Annotated in this window: 16 protein-coding genes; 12 read left to right on the forward strand and 4 right to left on the reverse strand. The window is 66.8% G+C overall.

Going from position 1 to position 15,571, the window contains the following annotated elements; all coding sequences use genetic code 11:
* Positions 1–26 precede the first annotated feature (26 nt).
* The 3 genes from B5V46_RS04450 to mdh form a co-directional block, all read right to left on the reverse strand.
* The gene (locus B5V46_RS04450; protein ID WP_196774344.1) at positions 27–1,619 is read right to left on the reverse strand and encodes a chemotaxis protein CheW; all 1,593 of its coding nucleotides are present in this window, start codon (positions 1,617–1,619) and stop codon (positions 27–29) included.
* Positions 1,619–4,093, reverse strand: coding sequence for a PAS domain-containing protein (locus tag B5V46_RS04455; protein WP_080615479.1), 2,475 nt, complete (start codon positions 4,091–4,093; stop codon positions 1,619–1,621). The genes B5V46_RS04450 and B5V46_RS04455 overlap by 1 nt, the downstream gene beginning before the upstream one ends.
* 303 nt (positions 4,094–4,396) lie before the next feature.
* Positions 4,397–5,359, reverse strand: coding sequence for a malate dehydrogenase (gene mdh, locus B5V46_RS04460; RefSeq protein ID WP_080615480.1), 963 nt, complete (start codon positions 5,357–5,359; stop codon positions 4,397–4,399).
* 159 nt (positions 5,360–5,518) lie between these two features.
* On the opposite strand from mdh, the gene B5V46_RS04465 reads away from it, so the two are divergent.
* The gene (locus tag B5V46_RS04465) at positions 5,519–6,274 is read left to right on the forward strand and encodes a sulfite exporter TauE/SafE family protein (RefSeq protein ID WP_231119232.1); all 756 of its coding nucleotides are present in this window, start codon (positions 5,519–5,521) and stop codon (positions 6,272–6,274) included.
* Positions 6,275–6,279: 5 nt separating this feature from the next.
* Here the strand turns inward: B5V46_RS04465 and B5V46_RS04470 are convergent, their stop codons facing one another.
* Positions 6,280–6,654 carry a hypothetical protein gene (locus B5V46_RS04470; protein WP_231119233.1) on the reverse strand — a complete coding sequence of 125 codons (375 nt, stop codon included), beginning with the start codon at positions 6,652–6,654 and terminating at the stop codon, positions 6,280–6,282.
* Between the two features lie 190 nt (positions 6,655–6,844).
* Between B5V46_RS04470 and B5V46_RS04475 the strand changes: the two genes are divergently transcribed.
* The 11 genes from B5V46_RS04475 to B5V46_RS04525 all read left to right on the forward strand — a co-directional run bounded on the left by B5V46_RS04475 (position 6,845) and on the right by B5V46_RS04525 (position 15,561).
* Positions 6,845–7,702 (forward strand): CoA ester lyase, encoded by an 858-nt coding sequence (locus tag B5V46_RS04475; protein ID WP_080615481.1) that lies wholly within the window; start codon positions 6,845–6,847, stop codon positions 7,700–7,702.
* Entirely contained in the window at positions 7,702–8,268 is a 567-nt protein-coding gene (locus tag B5V46_RS04480) for an NnrU family protein (protein ID WP_080615482.1), read from the forward strand. Before B5V46_RS04475 ends, B5V46_RS04480 begins: the two co-directional genes overlap by 1 nt.
* On the forward strand, positions 8,268–8,471 hold the full coding sequence (locus B5V46_RS04485) for a DUF1737 domain-containing protein (protein WP_080615483.1): 204 nt from the start codon (positions 8,268–8,270) through the stop codon (positions 8,469–8,471). The genes B5V46_RS04480 and B5V46_RS04485 overlap by 1 nt, the downstream gene beginning before the upstream one ends.
* A 3-nt stretch (positions 8,472–8,474) precedes the next feature.
* Positions 8,475–9,509 (forward strand): MaoC family dehydratase, encoded by a 1,035-nt coding sequence (locus B5V46_RS04490; protein WP_080615484.1) that lies wholly within the window; start codon positions 8,475–8,477, stop codon positions 9,507–9,509.
* A gap of 62 nt (positions 9,510–9,571) precedes the next feature.
* A complete protein-coding gene (locus tag B5V46_RS04495) occupies positions 9,572–10,114 on the forward strand; it encodes a hypothetical protein (RefSeq protein ID WP_155773946.1) in 543 nt (180 codons plus the stop codon).
* Between the two features lie 156 nt (positions 10,115–10,270).
* Positions 10,271–10,663 (forward strand): succinate dehydrogenase, cytochrome b556 subunit, encoded by a 393-nt coding sequence (gene sdhC, locus B5V46_RS04500; RefSeq protein WP_080615486.1) that lies wholly within the window; start codon positions 10,271–10,273, stop codon positions 10,661–10,663.
* Positions 10,664–10,677: 14 nt separating this feature from the next.
* Complete coding sequence (sdhD, locus tag B5V46_RS04505) at positions 10,678–11,049, forward strand: succinate dehydrogenase, hydrophobic membrane anchor protein (protein WP_080615487.1); 372 nt, start codon at positions 10,678–10,680, stop codon at positions 11,047–11,049.
* 20 nt (positions 11,050–11,069) lie between these two features.
* A complete protein-coding gene (gene sdhA / locus B5V46_RS04510; RefSeq protein WP_080615488.1) occupies positions 11,070–12,875 on the forward strand; it encodes a succinate dehydrogenase flavoprotein subunit in 1,806 nt (601 codons plus the stop codon).
* Between the two features lie 103 nt (positions 12,876–12,978).
* A complete protein-coding gene (locus B5V46_RS04515) occupies positions 12,979–13,737 on the forward strand; it encodes a hypothetical protein (protein ID WP_080615489.1) in 759 nt (252 codons plus the stop codon).
* Positions 13,738–13,759: 22 nt separating this feature from the next.
* Positions 13,760–14,680: a glycosyltransferase gene (locus B5V46_RS04520; protein ID WP_196774345.1), complete on the forward strand. Its 921-nt coding sequence runs from the start codon at positions 13,760–13,762 to the stop codon at positions 14,678–14,680.
* 101 nt (positions 14,681–14,781) lie between these two features.
* Positions 14,782–15,561 (forward strand): succinate dehydrogenase iron-sulfur subunit, encoded by a 780-nt coding sequence (locus B5V46_RS04525; protein ID WP_080615491.1) that lies wholly within the window; start codon positions 14,782–14,784, stop codon positions 15,559–15,561.
* The last annotated feature ends 10 nt before the right edge of the window (positions 15,562–15,571 follow it).

The following is a 15,571-nucleotide window of genomic DNA, read 5'->3' on the forward strand; positions in this document are numbered from 1 at the left end:
CCGGGGCGGGACGGGACCTGTCCGGCTCAGGCATAGATGCTCTCGTCGTGGATGCGTTCGGCGATGTCGGCGGCCAGACGGCAGATGTCCAGGCAGGGCAGCAGGCGCTGCGCCGTGCCGCGTCCGAGGCTGACCATCTCTTCGCGAAAGGGCGCTGGGGCGGTGTTGAGCGCGCGCCAGTTTGCAGGTTCGATGCCCTCGACCGCGGAAACCTGAAAGCCAATTCTGCGCTCGGAGGGGCCGACCAGCAGCACCCGGCTATGCTGGCCCTTGCGCGGCGGGGCTTCGCCCAGGAACCCGGACAGGCAGACCAGCGTCGTTGCCCGGCCGCCGACCGAGAAGAAACCGAGTACGCCCGGGGCCCTGTGCGTCATCGGGGTTATGGCGGAGGGTGGTTCGATGATGTGCATGACCGTTTCGATCGGCGCGGCATGGGCGATACCGGCCTGGAAGATCAGGTAGCGGCGGCGATCGCGGATCAGTGCGTCGGGCGAAGGGGCGGAAGTCTCGCCCGGGTCGGATCCGGGATCGGAGAGGAGGGCGCCGGACGCGGCGGCAGTCAGGCTGTCCGGCGCGGCTTCCGCGCCGATGCCCGCGGGGCGGGCCGGCATCGCGGCCCCGCCCGGTCGCGCGGGGGCAGTGGCATGCGCGGCAAGTTTCGGGCTGACCGGGGCCGACATTTCGGCGATGGCCTGCAACCCCTTCATCTCGCGCAGCCGCGGGCCTCCGATCACATAGGTCTGTGCCCCGTCCTCTGCGATGGCCAGTGAGGCGATGGCGCCCGCTCCGCCGCCCAGAAGCGCGGGTGGCGGTTGAAGATCGTCGGGGCGGAAGGTCGCGATGCGGCTGATCACGTCGACCGCGAGTCCGATCAGCCGGTCGTCGCCAAAGCCGAAGACCACGATTTCCGGGTCGGATCTTTCGCGCGCACCGCCAAGCCCCAGAAGGCCGGTTGCGTCGAGCACGGGAACACGCAATCCGTTGACGGTGACCGAGCCGAGGCAGTCGCCTCCGGTCAGTGCATTCCGTTCGACGCTCTGGCGCGGCAGCGTGCGGTGGACCTCGACCGCAGGGGCGGCGAATGTGGCGTCGCCTGCGCGAAATGTCAGAAATGCGCGTCCCTCGCCGCCCGCCCCGCCGCGGGGGCGTTCGTCGCGGAGGAACCGGCTGGCAACGGGCAGCCCGGCCAGAGCGAACAGCGCGGCCGGGTCGACCACGTTCACCAGCTGTCCTTCGTGAAAGAAGCCGCCGACGAAGAAGGGTGTCCCGGAACCGCCCGTGGTAAGCGGCTGGACCGCGTTGTCGGCCAGCCGAGCCAGACCGGAAATCGCGTTCACCGCAAGCGCCAGCACCCGGTCGCCCTGGTTCAGGATCGCGGCGATGCCGGGAGGAGCGCCGACCGGGTCGATGCCCGAGATGCTGCGCGGATCGACCACCGGGATGATATGACCACGCAGCCGGATTGCGCCCATCAATGCGGGATGAGCGATCAGAAGCGGCGAGAGCGCGTCGATCGGAGCGACTTCGGAGAGATGCTCGATATCGATGCCGATCACGCCGCCCTCCACCTCCATCAGGGCATATGTCGTTTCGCGGCGGAGCTGGGATGCGGTTTGCATCAGCTTTCCTTTGGTCCTGCCGCCTGGCCCAGCTCTTCCGCCAGGCGTGCCAGGGTCACGGCCGCGGCTTCGCCCACCCCGGCATGGGCAAGCACCTGTGTCAGCCCGCCGCATGCCTCCTCGGCCATGCTGCCGATGGCGCGGATACGTTCGATGGTCTGTTCGGTGCCATCGGCCGATCGCAGAATGCTGTCATTCGCCCGTTCGATGTGGCGCGATATCTCGCGTGCGGCTTCGCCGTTGCGTTCGGCAAGCTTGCGCACCTCGTCCGCGACGATGGAAAAGCCCGCGCCATGCTCGCCCGCGCGGGCCGCCTCGATGGCGGCGTTGAAGGCCAGAAGGTTCGTCTGAACCGCGATGTCGCCGACCAGGTCGACGATCTCGGTGACCTTGTCGGCGGCTTCCCGCGCGGTGCGCATCTCGCTCAGCGCGCCATCGAGCAGGCGGTCGCCATTGCGGGCGCTGTCCTGCAGCTTCTCGTTGGTGCGAGCCAGCAGGTCGGCATCGCCGCGCAGCATGTCATTGACCTCGCGCAGGCCGTCGATTTCGGTGGTGAGGTCCTGTGCCCGGGCGGCGGTGGCGCGTTCCAGCTCGATCTGGGGAGAGATGTCATATCCGCACATCACCACCCGGTCGACCTCGCCGCGGAAATCGGTCAGGGGTGTGTAATGGGCCAGCAGGAACAGGTCCCGGTCGAAGCGGGCGACATGGCGGTAGCGGCCGGATTGCGCCTCGCCCTTGCGCAGCGCCATCCAGAAATCGGTATAGGCGGAGGACCGGATGTAGTCGCCGGGGCAGAACGAGCTGTGCGACTGGCCCCGGACCTCGCGCAGCGAATGGCCGACGAGCCGCAGGAAGCCCTCATTGGCCTCGAGGATCTTGCCGTCAGGGTCGAATTCGACCACCGCCTGATGGTTCAGTGCCGCCTGCCACTTGCCGTCGAGATCGAGCATCCGGCGCTTTGTATCCGTGATGTCGACCGCAATCTGGATGACACGGTCGGCGTGGCCCTCGGGGTCTGTGACGGGGTGGAAGACGGTGTGAAGCCAGACTTCGCGGCCGTCGGCATCGACCCACACGAGTTCGCCCGAGAAGCCGTCGTTTTCGCGAAGATCCTCCCAGAAGCGGGCCGCGCTGCCATCCTTGACGCTGTCTTTGTCGAGGAAAATGTCGAGGCCACGGCCGAGAATGTCCTCGATGCGATGTCCCATGCGGTCGAGCCATCCGCCATTCGCAGAGCGGATCCGGCCGGCGCCGTCATATTCGGCGACCATCATCGCCCGGTCGAGCGCGTCGAGCCTGTTCTCGGCCTCGGCCTCGGCCTTGCGGGCCGCCGTCACGTCATGGCCGACGAACAGCACCGACTGCACCTCCTCCGTCCCGGCGCCGGCCAGTGGCAGGTAGCACGACGACAGCCAGACGATGCGTCCATCGGGGCTCTCGTGGCGGAAGAGGCCCGAAACCGGCTCGCCACGGGACAGACGGTCCCAGAAATCGTCATGGCGGCGCGCCCCGGCGAGTTCGGCGGGCATGAGGGTCTTGTGGCTGGCGCTCTCGAGATCGGTCTGTGTCAGCCCGAGCAGCTTGCAGAACCCTGCACTGGCCTCGAGGATCGTGCCGTCGGTGCGGAATTCGGCGGTGGCGAGGCGGCTGTCGAGCGCGGATTGCCGCGCCCGCATCCGGTCGAGATCGCGCCTCTCCCTGGTGATGTCGACGGCAATTTCCAGCGCGCCGGAAAATCCTCCCCCGGCTTCGGTGAGCGGCAGAAGATGGGATCGGGTCCAGACGATGCCGCGGCCGCCATGACGACGCGGGATGTCGAGGACCGCGCATTCGCCCCGGGCCAGTCCGGCCCAGGCCTCGGTCCAGGCCTTTGCTCGGCTGAACTCGGCGTCGAGCTGGCGGCGCATGTGCTGGCCGATCAGGTCGTCGGGAGGCTGGTCCAACAGCGCACACATCGATGCCGAAACCTCTTGAATATGGCCTTCGGCATCGTAGCGGGCGCTGGTCAGCGCGCTGTCGCAGAGCGGTGCGAGGGGGTGCCCGGCCCCGGCGCTGGCAGAGCCGGCTGCGGGCAGGCCGGCGCTGGCGGGCTCGCCCACCACCGACAGCCGCAAGCTGCCATCAGGACAGATCGAGACGACGCTGCGCATCTGCATCGGATGGGCGCTGCCCGAGCGGCTGGCGGCGAAGCTGCCGGACCAGACCTGCCCGGTTCCGGCGACGGCACGATTCCAGAGATCGTCCGAGGTTTGGCCGGGAGAGGCGATCAGGCTGTCGAAATCGTGCACACCGAGCGTGTCCCCGGAGAGTTCGAGCAGGAAGATCGTCGCTTCGCTGGCCGAAACCAGGGTCCTGGTTTCCATGTCGAAGCTCAGAACATGGGCCTCGTCGAGGATCTGCGCCCCGAGCGCCTGGGCAAGGGCGGTCTGGAAATCTGGCTTGTCTTGAGCGGCTTCGGCGTTCGAGCTCATCTCTGGTCCTTCGCGATGCGAGGCGCCCGCGACGGTTTTTCTGCGGGGCCGACATCGACCCTCTTAGACCGGGACACTTAAGACGAGGTTTCCGAAATCTTCTGTCGACTGGCAGAAACGATCCGCGCGGTCCGGGAAAGGGGCCGACCGCCGCCGCCGCGTCGATCGTGCGTCGATCCGAAGGGGCGAAAGAATGACTGCACCGCGTGGGGGGGGCGGCTGCCTGAAGCAGGCAAGAAAAAACCCGCGCCGCCCTTGAGGCGGCGCAGGCCGGTGTCGTTGCGCCTTTTGGCGGCGGAGACCTCAGGTCAGGCTGTTGTCGATGGCCTTGCAGGCCTCGACCAGGCCGCGCACGGCGTCGACCGACTTGTCGAACATCTCCTGTTCGGGCTTGTCGAGCTTGATGTCGACCACGCGCTCGATGCCGCCCGCGCCGATCACGGTGGGCACGCCCACGTAAAGGCCCTTGAGCCCCAGCGCGCCGTCAACCCAAGCCGCGCAGGGCAGCAGGCGTTTCTGGTCCTTGAGATAGGCCTCGGCCATCTCGATCGCCGAGGTGGCGGGGGCGTAGAAGGCCGAGCCGGTTTTCAGCAGGCCGACGATCTCGGCACCGCCGTCACGGGTGCGCTGCACGATGGCGTCGAGCTTGTCCTGGGTGGTCCAGCCCATCTGCACCAGATCGGGAAGCGGGATGCCGCCGACGGTGGAATAGCGGGTCAGCGGCACCATGGTGTCGCCATGGCCGCCCAGCACGAAGGCCGAGACGTCCTTCATCGAGACATTGAATTCGAGGCTCAGGAAGTGGCGAAAGCGCGCGCTGTCCAGAACGCCGGCCATGCCGACGACCTTCTCGGGCGGAAGGCCCGAATATTGCTGCAGCGCCCAGACCATCGCGTCGAGCGGGTTGGTGATGCAGATCACGAAGGCGTCGGGCGCGTTGTCGCGGATGCCTTCGCCGACCGATTTCATGACCTTGAGGTTGATGCCCAGCAGGTCGTCGCGGCTCATGCCCGGCTTGCGCGGCACGCCGGCGGTGACGATGCAGACATCGGCGCCGGCGATGTCTGCATAGTCGTTGGTGCCCTTCAGGCCCGCATCGAAGCCCTCGGAGGGGCCGGATTCGGCGATGTCGAGCGCCTTGCCCTGAGGCACCCCATCGGCGATGTCGAAAAGAACGACGTCGCCCAGTTCCTTGATCGCGGCGAGATGGGCGAGCGTGCCGCCGATCTGCCCCGCGCCGATAAGAGCGATCTTGGGTCTGGCCATGTCTGATTGTTCCCCGATTGGTTGGTTCCGGCGCGATGCGTAGTCCTTTGGCGCCTTCGGTGCAAGGCTGCCGCAAGGCCGGGCGCAGGTCCAGACGGTTCCTGATCGCGCCGCGATCGGCTAGACGGGTCCGGACCAGTTGTATCCGGAGGCCCTGTCGTGATCGAATTCGGTCCGCTTTTCTTCGCCGTGGCAATCCCGGCGATCCTGTTCGCCGGTGTGTCCAAGGGCGGTTTCGGCGGCGGCGTGGCCTTCGCGGGCTCGGCGGTGATGGTGGTGATTCTGGGCCCGGCCGTGGCGCTGGGAGTGACGCTGCCGCTTCTGATGCTGATGGATGTGACCGCGCTCCGGCCCTATTGGCGGCGCTGGGACGGGGCCTCGGCCCGGGTGCTGATCCTTGGCGCGGTGCCGGGCATCGCGCTGGCGGCGGCGGTGTTCCACCTGACCGATCCCGATGTGTTCCGGGTGCTGATCGGGCTGGTGGCGCTGGGATTCGTGGGCTTCCAGCTGGCGGTGCGGATGAAGCTGATCCCGGCGCGGCAGCGCCCGTTCGGGCGCCCGGCAGGCGCGGTTTCGGGCGCGGTGGCGGGCTTCACCAGCTTCGTCAGCCATGCCGGAGGGCCGCCAGTCGCCGTCTACCTGCTGTCGCAGCGGCTGGACAAGACCACCTTCCAGGCGACCACCGTGCTGGTCTTCTGGGCCATCAACCTGTTGAAATTCGGCCCCTATGCCTTTCTCGGCATCTTCACCGCCGATACCTGGCTGGCGGTGCTGCTGCTGGCCCCGGTCGCGGTTCTCGGGGTCTGGCTGGGGGTCCGGGCGCACCGGCTGGTCCCGGAGCGCTGGTTCTTCGGCATCACCTATGTGGCGCTTGCGCTGACCGGGGCCAAGCTTCTCTGGGACGGGCTGACCTGAGCCTGTCAGATCCCCTGGCCCGGCGGCTCTGCGACCGGCTCATAGGCTTCGCCGCTGGCCAGAAGGCAGGTCAGGCCATTGGCGAAGGTGCCGGTCACGGTCCAGGTGCCGGTCCGGGTGTTGGCGAAAACTTCGACCACGGCGTCGTTCCCGGCCAGTCCCAGCGCCTGGCGCGACTCGCCATAACGGTTGCGGAGCTGATTGAGGATGTCCTCTCGCTGGCCGCATTGGCGCCCGGCCGCCGGAGCTGGAGCCTGAGCCTGAACCGGGGGCTGAGACTGGCTCTGGTTCTGGGGCAGCGCCAGCTGCGGCAGCAGGATCGTCAGGGCGGCAAGGACGGGCAGGGTCGCGGGATGGCGGAAGGGGCGGGGGGCGCGCATGGCAGGCTCCTGTGGCGACTGAATGGGGGGCGGGGGGACCCGAAGGCATGCGCCGAAGATTGCGTGAGCTTCGCCAAGACCGGGCTAGCGCGCCGCGCGTTGCATTTTCTGCGCTGCGGCGCAAAAGGGGTTGCGCATTCTGACTCTGCCGTGTTGGCTTGCGCAACAAAATGACTCTGGAGGAGAATCAATGGACCCGCGTGCCCGTCCCTTCCGTTCGGTGCTTTACATTCCCGGCTCGAAGGACCGCGCGCTCGACAAGGCGCGGGGCCTGCCGGTCGACGCGATCATTTTCGATCTCGAGGATGCCGTCGCGGTCGAGGAAAAGCCCGCGGCCCGCACCCTGCTGGCCGACACGCTGAAGGCGGGCGGCTATGGCAGCCGGTTCAGGATCGTCCGGGTGAACGGCTTCGACACGCCCTGGGGTCGGGACGATGTCGCGGCCATCGCGGGCGCCGGGGCCGATGCGGTGCTGCTGCCGAAGGTCGAGACCACGGCCCAGCTGGACGACCTGGCCGCCGCGATCCCGGATGTGCCGCTCTGGGCGATGATGGAGACGCCGAAGGGCATCCTGAACGCCGCGGCGCTGGCCGCGCATCCGCGGCTCGAGGGCTTTGTCATGGGCACCAACGATCTGGCCAAGGAACTGGGCTGCCGGTTCCGGCCCGACCGGCTGGCGCTGATGACGAGCCTGACGCATTGCCTGCTGGCCGCGCGCGCCCATGGCATCGTCGCGGTCGACGGGGTCTATAACGCCTTCAAGGACGAGGCCGGGCTGACGGCCGAATGCGCGCAGGGCCGCGATCTGGGCTTTGACGGCAAGACCCTGATCCACCCGGCGCAGATCGCCGTCGCCAATGCCGCCTTCGCCCCCACCGAAGCCGAGATCGAGCTTGCCCGCCGCCAGATCACCGCCTTCCAGGAGGCCGAACGGGCCGGGCAGGGCGTCGCCGTGGTGGATGGCCGCATTGTCGAGAACCTGCATATCGTTACGGCGAGGGAGACGCTGGCCAAGGCGGCCGCGATTGCAGAACTGGAGGCGGTCTGATGTTTCTTCTTATCCTCGGCGTGGCTCTCTGGAGCTTTGCGCATCTGTTCAAGCGGCTGTTCCCGGGCGTCCGCGCGATGCTGGACGACAGGCTGGGCATGGCCTCGAAGGCGCTCTTCGCGGTGCCGCTGGTGGTCTCGGTCGTGCTGATGGTGATCGGTTACCAGACGGCGGGGCTGCCGCAGCGCTTTGCCGGGCCGTCCTGGCTGATCCATGTGAACAACACGCTGATGCTGGGCGCGGTCGCGCTATTCGGCGTCGGCAGCTCGAAAAGCCATGCGCGGCAATGGTTCCGCCACCCGATGCTGTACGGCTTCCTCACCTGGGCGGTGGCGCATCTGCTGGTGAACTGGGACCTTGCCTCGATCATTCTCTTCGGCGGGCTCGGTGCCTGGGCGGTGGCCGAGATCGTGCTGATCAACCGGTCCGAGAAGGGCGTCACCCGCTATACCGGCGGCTCGCTCAAGGGAGACCTGCGGCTCGGGGGGATCGCCATCGCGCTGTATGTCGCGATCATCCTCGTCCATTTCTGGGCCGGCGTCCCGCCGCTGCCGATGGTGTCGTGATGCGTGTCTACCGGCTGCTGACCGATGAAGACACCGCCGCCTTCTGCCACAGGGTGAGCGCGGCGCTGGCCGGGGGCTGGGAGCTTTACGGCTCGCCCGCCTATGCCCATGACCCGGCGAGCGGCAAGATGCGCTGTGCCCAGGCGGTGGTGAAGGATGTCGAGGGCGACTACAGCCCCGACCTGAAACTGGGAGAACTCTGAGCCATGGCCAAGACCAATCCGGGGCGCTTCTTCGAGGATTACGCGGTCGGCCAGGTGATCCCGCATGCGGTGCCGCGCACCCTATCGGGGGGCGAGCGCGCGCTCTATCACGCGCTCTATCCGGCGCGGCATGCGCTTTATTCCTCGGATGCCTTCGCGGCGGCCTGCGGTCTGGGGGCGGCTCCGCTCGACGATCTGATCGCGTTCCATACCGTCTTCGGCAAGACCGTGCCCGACATCTCGCTGAATGCGGTGGCCAATCTCGGCTATGCCGAGGGGCGCTGGCACCGTCCGGTCCGGCCGGGCGACACGCTGCGGTCCGAATCCGAGGTGATCGGGCTCAAGCAGAACTCGAACGGCAAATCAGGCGTGGTCTGGGTCCGGACCCGGGGGCTTGATCAGCGCGACGAGCTGGTGCTCGACTATGTGCGCTGGGTGATGGTGCGCAAGCGCGACCTCGAGGCCCCCGCGCCCGAGACCGTGATGCCCGACCTGGCCAAGGTGGTGGCGCCGGGCGATCTGGTGCTGCCAGAGGGGCTCGATTTCACCGGCTACGATTTCACCCTGGCGGGCGAGCTGCACCGGATGGCCGATTACGGGATCGGCGAGGTGATCGACCATGTCGACGGTGTGACCGTCGAGGAGGCCGAGCACATGCAGGCCACCCGCCTCTGGCAGAACACCGCCAAGGTGCATTTCGACGCCACTTTCCGCGAGGACGGGCGGCGCCTGATCTATGGGGGCCATGTCATCAGCCTGGCCCGTGCGCTGTCCTTCAACGGGCTGGCCAATGCGCAGATGATCGTCGGGCTGAATGGCGGGGCCCATGCCAATCCCTGTTTCGCGGGCGATACCGTGCGCGCCTGGTCCGAGGTGCTGGACAAGGCCGAGACCGCAGCACCGGGCGTCGGCGCGATCCGGCTGCGACTGGTGGCGGTCAAGGCGGGCGGCGTGCCGGGGCAGTTGCGCGGCGAGGACGGCAAGTACCGCCCCGAGGTTCTGCTGGACCTCGATTACTGGGCGTTGATGCCGGTATAGGGAAGATGGCCGGTTCGTGATAGGATGCGAGGGTCTTCGGGCCCTCGTTTTCCTTTATGTGGATGTTGAACAGGCTTGCTTCGATCGGAACCTTTGTCGGCGGCGCCGCGACCATGGGCCTGGCGGCCTTGGGCTTTTACGCTTTCCTTCACGACCCTGTGCCCCGGACCGCCGAAGAAGCCGTGGCCCAACTGGCCCGGATCGCCGATGGCATGGACCGGATCGTGGGGGATACGACCGACACCGCAGCGCGCGCGGCCATCGTGACCGAGGCGGCGCGGGTGGCGGCCGTGGCGGCGCGGCCGCTCGACGACGCAACCGCCGTCATCGCCCATGTCAGCTTCGGCGTCTTCGATCTGCCCGTACGCGAGACCTGGGACGTGGAGGCCAGCGACGGGCGCATTATCCCGCTGACTGTCCGGGGCGGCGCCACGGGCTTTGCCAATCTGTCCTTCGACGGACAGGACCACGCGGTGGGGGTAGGCAAGTTCCTGACCTATGACAGCGGCGCCGATACCTGCCGCCTGCTGTTGGTGCGGCGCCTGGACAAGGGGAGCTACCGCTTTCGCTGGCGCTGCATCTCGGACCACAAGGATCAGATCTGAAACTGTGATCACGAGCTGTTGGACCGTGATCACAAAACCCATTTTTTTGCGCTTGCAGCGGAAAAACCTGCGCAATTCTGTGTTCACAGCGTGACTCCGCCCCAAAATCCGCTATCACATCGCCCGACAGCACAGCCCCAGCACGAGAGGGACCCCATGGCTGACATCGAACGGGGAAACCGCCCGCTTTCCCCCCACCTTCAGATCTACCGCCCGCAGCTCACCTCGGTGACCTCCATCCTGACCCGCGTGACCGGCAATGCGCTGATCCTCGGCGCGGTGCTGATCGTGTGGTGGCTGCTGGCCGCCGGGGCCGGACCCGAGGCCTTTGCCCGCGCCGACTGGGTGCTGACCTCCTGGCTCGGCAATCTGGTGATGTTCGGCTCGCTCTGGGCGCTGTGGTATCACACGCTGGCGGGCATCCGGCACATCATCTGGGACAGCGGCTACGGGCTCGAGCTCGAGACCGCCGAGAAGCTCGGCTGGGCCTGCATCATCGGCTCGGGCGTGCTGACCGTCCTGACCGTCCTGATCCTCTGGATCTTCTGAGGGAGGCCCGCATCATGCGCTATATCACCGACCGCAAGCGCGCCCAGGGGCTCGGCGCCGCCAAGGCAGGCACGCATCACCACTGGTCCATGAATGTCAGCGGCGTCGGCCTGACGCTGCTGGTGCCGCTTTTCGTGTTCTTTGTCGGCACCTCGCTCGGGGCCCCGCATGACGAGGTGATCGCCACCTTCTCGCGGCCGTTCCCGGCGGTCGTCGCGCTCCTGACCATCACGGCGGGCATGCTGCATTTCCGCCGCGGCGTTCAGATGCTGATCGAGGACTACTGTGACGGCATGACCCGCAAGGCGCTGCTGTGGGGCGCAACCTGCCTGTGCTATGCGGTGATGGCGGCGGGCGTGTACGCGGTCGTGCGGATCGCGATCTGAGACAACGGAGAGCAGGACACATGGCCGCTTACGAATACGAGACGCATGAATATGACGTGGTTGTGGTGGGGGCCGGCGGCGCCGGTCTTCGCGCCACGCTGGGCATGGCCGAGCAGGGCCTGCGCACCGCCTGCGTGACCAAGGTCTTCCCGACCCGGTCGCATACGGTCGCGGCCCAGGGCGGCATCGCTGCGAGCCTCGGCAATATGGGCCCCGACCACTGGCAGTGGCACATGTACGACACCGTCAAGGGGTCGGACTGGCTGGGCGATACCGATGCGATGGAATACCTGGCGCGCGAGGCCCCGAAGGCGGTCTACGAGCTGGAACATTACGGCGTGCCCTTCTCGCGCACCGAAGAGGGGCGGATCTATCAGCGTCCCTTCGGCGGCCATACCACCGAATTCGGCGAAGGCCCGCCGGTGCAGCGCACCTGTGCCGCCGCCGACCGGACCGGCCATGCCATCCTGCACACGCTTTACGGCCAGAGCCTAAAGCAGAAGGCCGAGTTCTTCATCGAGTATTTCGCCATCGACCTGCTGATGTCCGAGGACGGGCAATGCCGGGGCGTCCTGGCCTGGAAGCTCGATGACGGCACGATGCATGTCTTCTCGGCCAAGATGGTGGTGCTGGCGACCGGCGGCTATGGCCGGGCCTTCTTCAGCGCGACCTCGGCCCATACCTGCACCGGCGATGGCGGCGGCATGATCGCGCGGGCCGGGCTGCCGCTGCAGGACATGGAATTCGTGCAGTTTCACCCGACCGGCATCTACGGCGCGGGCTGCCTGATCACCGAGGGCGCGCGGGGCGAGGGCGGCTATCTGACCAACTCGGAAGGCGAGCGGTTCATGGAACGCTACGCGCCGACCTACAAGGACTTGGCCTCGCGCGATGTCGTCTCGCGCTGCATGACCATCGAGATCCGCGAGGGAAGGGGCGTCGGGCCGAACAAGGACCACATCCACCTGAACCTCAGCCACCTGCCGCCCGAAACCCTGGCCGAGCGCCTGCCGGGCATCTCGGAATCGGCCCGGATCTTCGCGGGCGTCGATGTCACCAAGGAGCCGATCCCGGTGCTGCCGACGGTGCATTACAACATGGGCGGTATCCCGACCAACTACTGGGGCGAGGTGCTGGACCCGGTCGAGGGCGATTTCGACCGCGTGGCGCCGGGGCTGATGGCCGTGGGCGAGGCGGGCTGTGCGTCGGTCCATGGCGCGAACCGGCTGGGGTCGAACTCGCTGATCGACCTTGTCGTCTTCGGGCGCGCCGCCGCGATCCGCGCGGGCCAGATCGTCGATCCCGAAACCGCGGTGCCCGCGCCTCCGAAAGCGGCGATCGACCAGGCGCTGGGCCGGTTCGACGGGCTGCGCCATGCCACGGGTTCGGTCGCTACGGCCGAGCTGCGGCTCGAGATGCAGAAGACGATGCAGGCCGATGCGGCCGTCTTCCGCACCGACAAGTCGCTGGCCGATGGCGTCGAGAAGATGACTGCCGTCGCGGGCAAGCTCGAGGACATCAAGGTCACCGACCGGTCGCTGATCTGGAACTCGGACCTGATGGAAACGCTCGAGCTGACCAACCTGATGCCGAACGCCCTGACCACGGTGGTCGCGGCCGAGGCCCGCAAGGAAAGCCGCGGGGCGCATGCCCATGAGGACTATCCCGACCGCGACGACGTCAACTGGCGTAAGCACTCGCTGGCCAAGGTTGAGGGCACCAAGGTCGAACTGGCCTACCGGCCGGTTCATCTCGACCCGCTGAGCACCACCGATGAGGGCGGTATCGACATGAAGAAGATCGCGCCCAAGGCGCGGGTGTATTGAGCGACACTGGCCGCCTTGCCCGTCGGGGCGGCCAGGAACCGGGCCGGTAGCCGCGGCCCCTTTCGGTTTTCCGGGCATCGTTTCAGGGATGGAAGGTTAAGGCATGATCGTCGGCACGATGGCAACCTACCCGCCGCGGCAGCGCAGCATGCTGGCGACGGTGGCGCGGATTGCTCCTCAGCTTGATGTGCTGAATGTCGTTCTGAACGAATATGCCTCCGTTCCGGCGGAGTTGCTGTCCTTCGGCAATGTCAATGCGATCCGTCCGGACGAGGATACCAAGGACACCGGCAAGTTCCTTCCGGATTACCGGGGCGCGGAATGGGTGTTCCTGCTGGATGACGACATCGTCTTTCCCGAGCATTACGTGAAGGACAGTATCGCGGCGATGCGGGCCCTTGGCCCCGGGCGCCTCGTCGGGGGCTATTGTGGCGCGGTGTACCGCAAGCCGCAGTTGCGTCAGAAGACGCTGAGCGGTCTGAACCGCTACCGCAAGGAGCTCTTCCGCCGTCGCGGTGAGGTCCGGGATTCCCTGAAACTCGATGCGGGCTTCCGGCAGGCGATTGTTGCGGATGAACTCGGAACGGGCGTCATGATCTCGAAGCCCGAGCACCTCCCTGATTTCGAAAGCGTCCGGTCGGCGCAGAAATTCATCGACGTGCGCATGGCACGCTGGTGTTTCGAGAACGACATCACACAGGTCTGCCTGCCGCGACCTGCCGGTTATCTTCGCGCGCTGGCGCATGAAGAAAGCATCTATGCCGGTTTTACCGCCAAGCGTCATGTCGCCGTGACCCGTGAAATTCAGGAATATGCGTTCAAGAATCCCCGTGCCGGGCGACCCTTCGAGTGCGAAAGGTGAGGCCAGTGGGAGTTTCGGACGCATGACACGAGACATCCGCCTCTGTCTGCCCTGCCCGGATCCGCGCCCCGGCAAGATCTGGGGCGACTGGTTCTTCGCGCAATCGCTGGCGCGGGCGCTGGAACGGGCTGGGCGCGGGGTTCGGATCGCGACGGCCAAGCGGCGTTCGGGCGGTTTCTGGATGCGGGCGGTGCCGCAGCGTTGGCTGTGGCAGGACGAGATCGACCTTGTGATCCGGGGCGGCAAGGCCTGGCCGAAGCTTGGCCGTCGGCCGCTCTTCATCTGGCTGATCTCGCGGCCGGACACCCTCACCGACCGCGAGATCCGCGAGGCCGAGCATATTTTCGTGGCATCCGAGCTTTACATGGCCGAGCTCGAGCGGCGCGGGGCACGGGCGGTTTCCTTCCTGCCGCAATGCACCGATCCCGGCCTTTTCTCGCCGGATCGGGCCGAGAAGGCTCTGGCCTCCGAGATCCTTTTTGTCGGGAACCGCCGCAAGAGCTTTCCCCGTGCGGTGGTCGAACGCGCGCTTGCCACAGGCCGAAGCCTGTCGGTCTGGGGGCGTGGCTGGCACGATGCGCTGCCGCCCGGAACGCTGCGGGGGGTGGAGATTCAGAATGCCGAGCTGGGGCGCCATTATGCATCGGCCGGGGTGGTGCTGAACGATCACCATCCTGACATGCTGGCGCATGGCTTCGTGTCGAACCGGGTCTATGACGTGCTTGCAAGCGGCCGCCCGGTCCTGACCGAGGACATGCCGGGCCTGCCTGGGGATTTGCGCCCTGCCGTATTTGCCTATAGCGATGGGACATTCGCAGAACTTCTTGGCACCGCCCTCGAAGATGACCGGCAGGACCGGAAAGAGATCGCGACGCATGTCCGGTCCAGTCACGGTTTCGACAACCGGGCGCGCTCCATACTCGAGGTGATGGGCCATGCCTGAGACCCATATCGACGCATTTGCAGGTCGGGACCGCAGGGTCTGCCTGATGCACCAGACTGATGAAGGGGCGATCTCGCGCCCAGCCAAGAGAGGTTGATCCGATGGTCCAACTCACGCTCCCCAAGAACTCGACTATCCGCAAGGGCAAGACCTGGCCGAAGCCCGAGGGCGCCAAGAACCTGCGGACCTTCCGGATCTATCGCTGGGACCCGGATACCGGCGAGAACCCGCGGGTCGATACCTATTTCGTCGATCTCGACAGCTGCGGGCCGATGGTTCTCGACGCGCTGATCAAGATCAAGAACGAGATCGACCCGACCCTGACCTTCCGCCGCTCCTGCCGGGAAGGCATCTGCGGCTCCTGCGCGATGAATATCGACGGGGTCAACACGCTGGCCTGTACCCGCGGCATGGACGAGATCAAGGGCGACGTGAAGATCTACCCGCTGCCGCATATGCCGGTGGTCAAGGATCTGGTGCCCGATCTCACCCATTTCTACGCCCAGCATGCCAGCGTCATGCCCTGGCTGGAAACGGAATCGAACACGCCTGCCAAGGAATGGCGCCAGTCGATCGAGGACCGCAAGAAGCTCGACGGGCTGTACGAATGCATCATGTGCGCCAGCTGCTCGACCTCCTGCCCCTCCTACTGGTGGAACGGCGACAAGTATCTCGGCCCGGCCGCGCTCCTGCACTCCTATCGCTGGATCATCGACTCGCGGGACGAGGCGACGGGCGAGCGGCTCGATGCGCTGGAAGATCCGTTCAAGCTCTATCGCTGCCATACCATCATGAACTGCACCAAGACCTGCCCCAAGGGGCTGAACCCGGCCAAGGCCATCGCCTCGATCAAGAAGATGATGGTCGAGCGCGCGGTCTGACGCGCGCGCC

Origin of the sequence: Rhodovulum sp. MB263 (genome assembly GCF_002073975.1) — a bacterium.
Lineage (GTDB): Bacteria > Pseudomonadota > Alphaproteobacteria > Rhodobacterales > Rhodobacteraceae > Rhodovulum.

What these genes read in the sequence shown, in the direction of transcription:
- B5V46_RS04450 (WP_196774344.1), bottom strand. Translation starts at nt 1,619, where the DNA reads ATGCAAACCGCATCCCAGCTCCGCCGCGAAACGACATATGCCCTGATG.
- B5V46_RS04525 (WP_080615491.1), top strand. Translation starts at nt 14,782, where the DNA reads ATGGTCCAACTCACGCTCCCCAAGAACTCGACTATCCGCAAGGGCAAG.
- B5V46_RS04475 (WP_080615481.1), top strand. Translation starts at nt 6,845, where the DNA reads ATGGACCCGCGTGCCCGTCCCTTCCGTTCGGTGCTTTACATTCCCGGC.
- B5V46_RS04455 (WP_080615479.1), bottom strand. Translation starts at nt 4,093, where the DNA reads ATGAGCTCGAACGCCGAAGCCGCTCAAGACAAGCCAGATTTCCAGACC.
- B5V46_RS04520 (WP_196774345.1), top strand. Translation starts at nt 13,760, where the DNA reads ATGACACGAGACATCCGCCTCTGTCTGCCCTGCCCGGATCCGCGCCCC.
- B5V46_RS04515 (WP_080615489.1), top strand. Translation starts at nt 12,979, where the DNA reads ATGATCGTCGGCACGATGGCAACCTACCCGCCGCGGCAGCGCAGCATG.
- sdhD (WP_080615487.1), top strand. Translation starts at nt 10,678, where the DNA reads ATGCGCTATATCACCGACCGCAAGCGCGCCCAGGGGCTCGGCGCCGCC.
- B5V46_RS04490 (WP_080615484.1), top strand. Translation starts at nt 8,475, where the DNA reads ATGGCCAAGACCAATCCGGGGCGCTTCTTCGAGGATTACGCGGTCGGC.
- B5V46_RS04495 (WP_155773946.1), top strand. Translation starts at nt 9,572, where the DNA reads ATGTTGAACAGGCTTGCTTCGATCGGAACCTTTGTCGGCGGCGCCGCG.
- mdh (WP_080615480.1), bottom strand. Translation starts at nt 5,359, where the DNA reads ATGGCCAGACCCAAGATCGCTCTTATCGGCGCGGGGCAGATCGGCGGC.
- B5V46_RS04480 (WP_080615482.1), top strand. Translation starts at nt 7,702, where the DNA reads ATGTTTCTTCTTATCCTCGGCGTGGCTCTCTGGAGCTTTGCGCATCTG.
- B5V46_RS04470 (WP_231119233.1), bottom strand. Translation starts at nt 6,654, where the DNA reads ATGCGCGCCCCCCGCCCCTTCCGCCATCCCGCGACCCTGCCCGTCCTT.
- sdhC (WP_080615486.1), top strand. Translation starts at nt 10,271, where the DNA reads ATGGCTGACATCGAACGGGGAAACCGCCCGCTTTCCCCCCACCTTCAG.
- sdhA (WP_080615488.1), top strand. Translation starts at nt 11,070, where the DNA reads ATGGCCGCTTACGAATACGAGACGCATGAATATGACGTGGTTGTGGTG.
- B5V46_RS04485 (WP_080615483.1), top strand. Translation starts at nt 8,268, where the DNA reads ATGCGTGTCTACCGGCTGCTGACCGATGAAGACACCGCCGCCTTCTGC.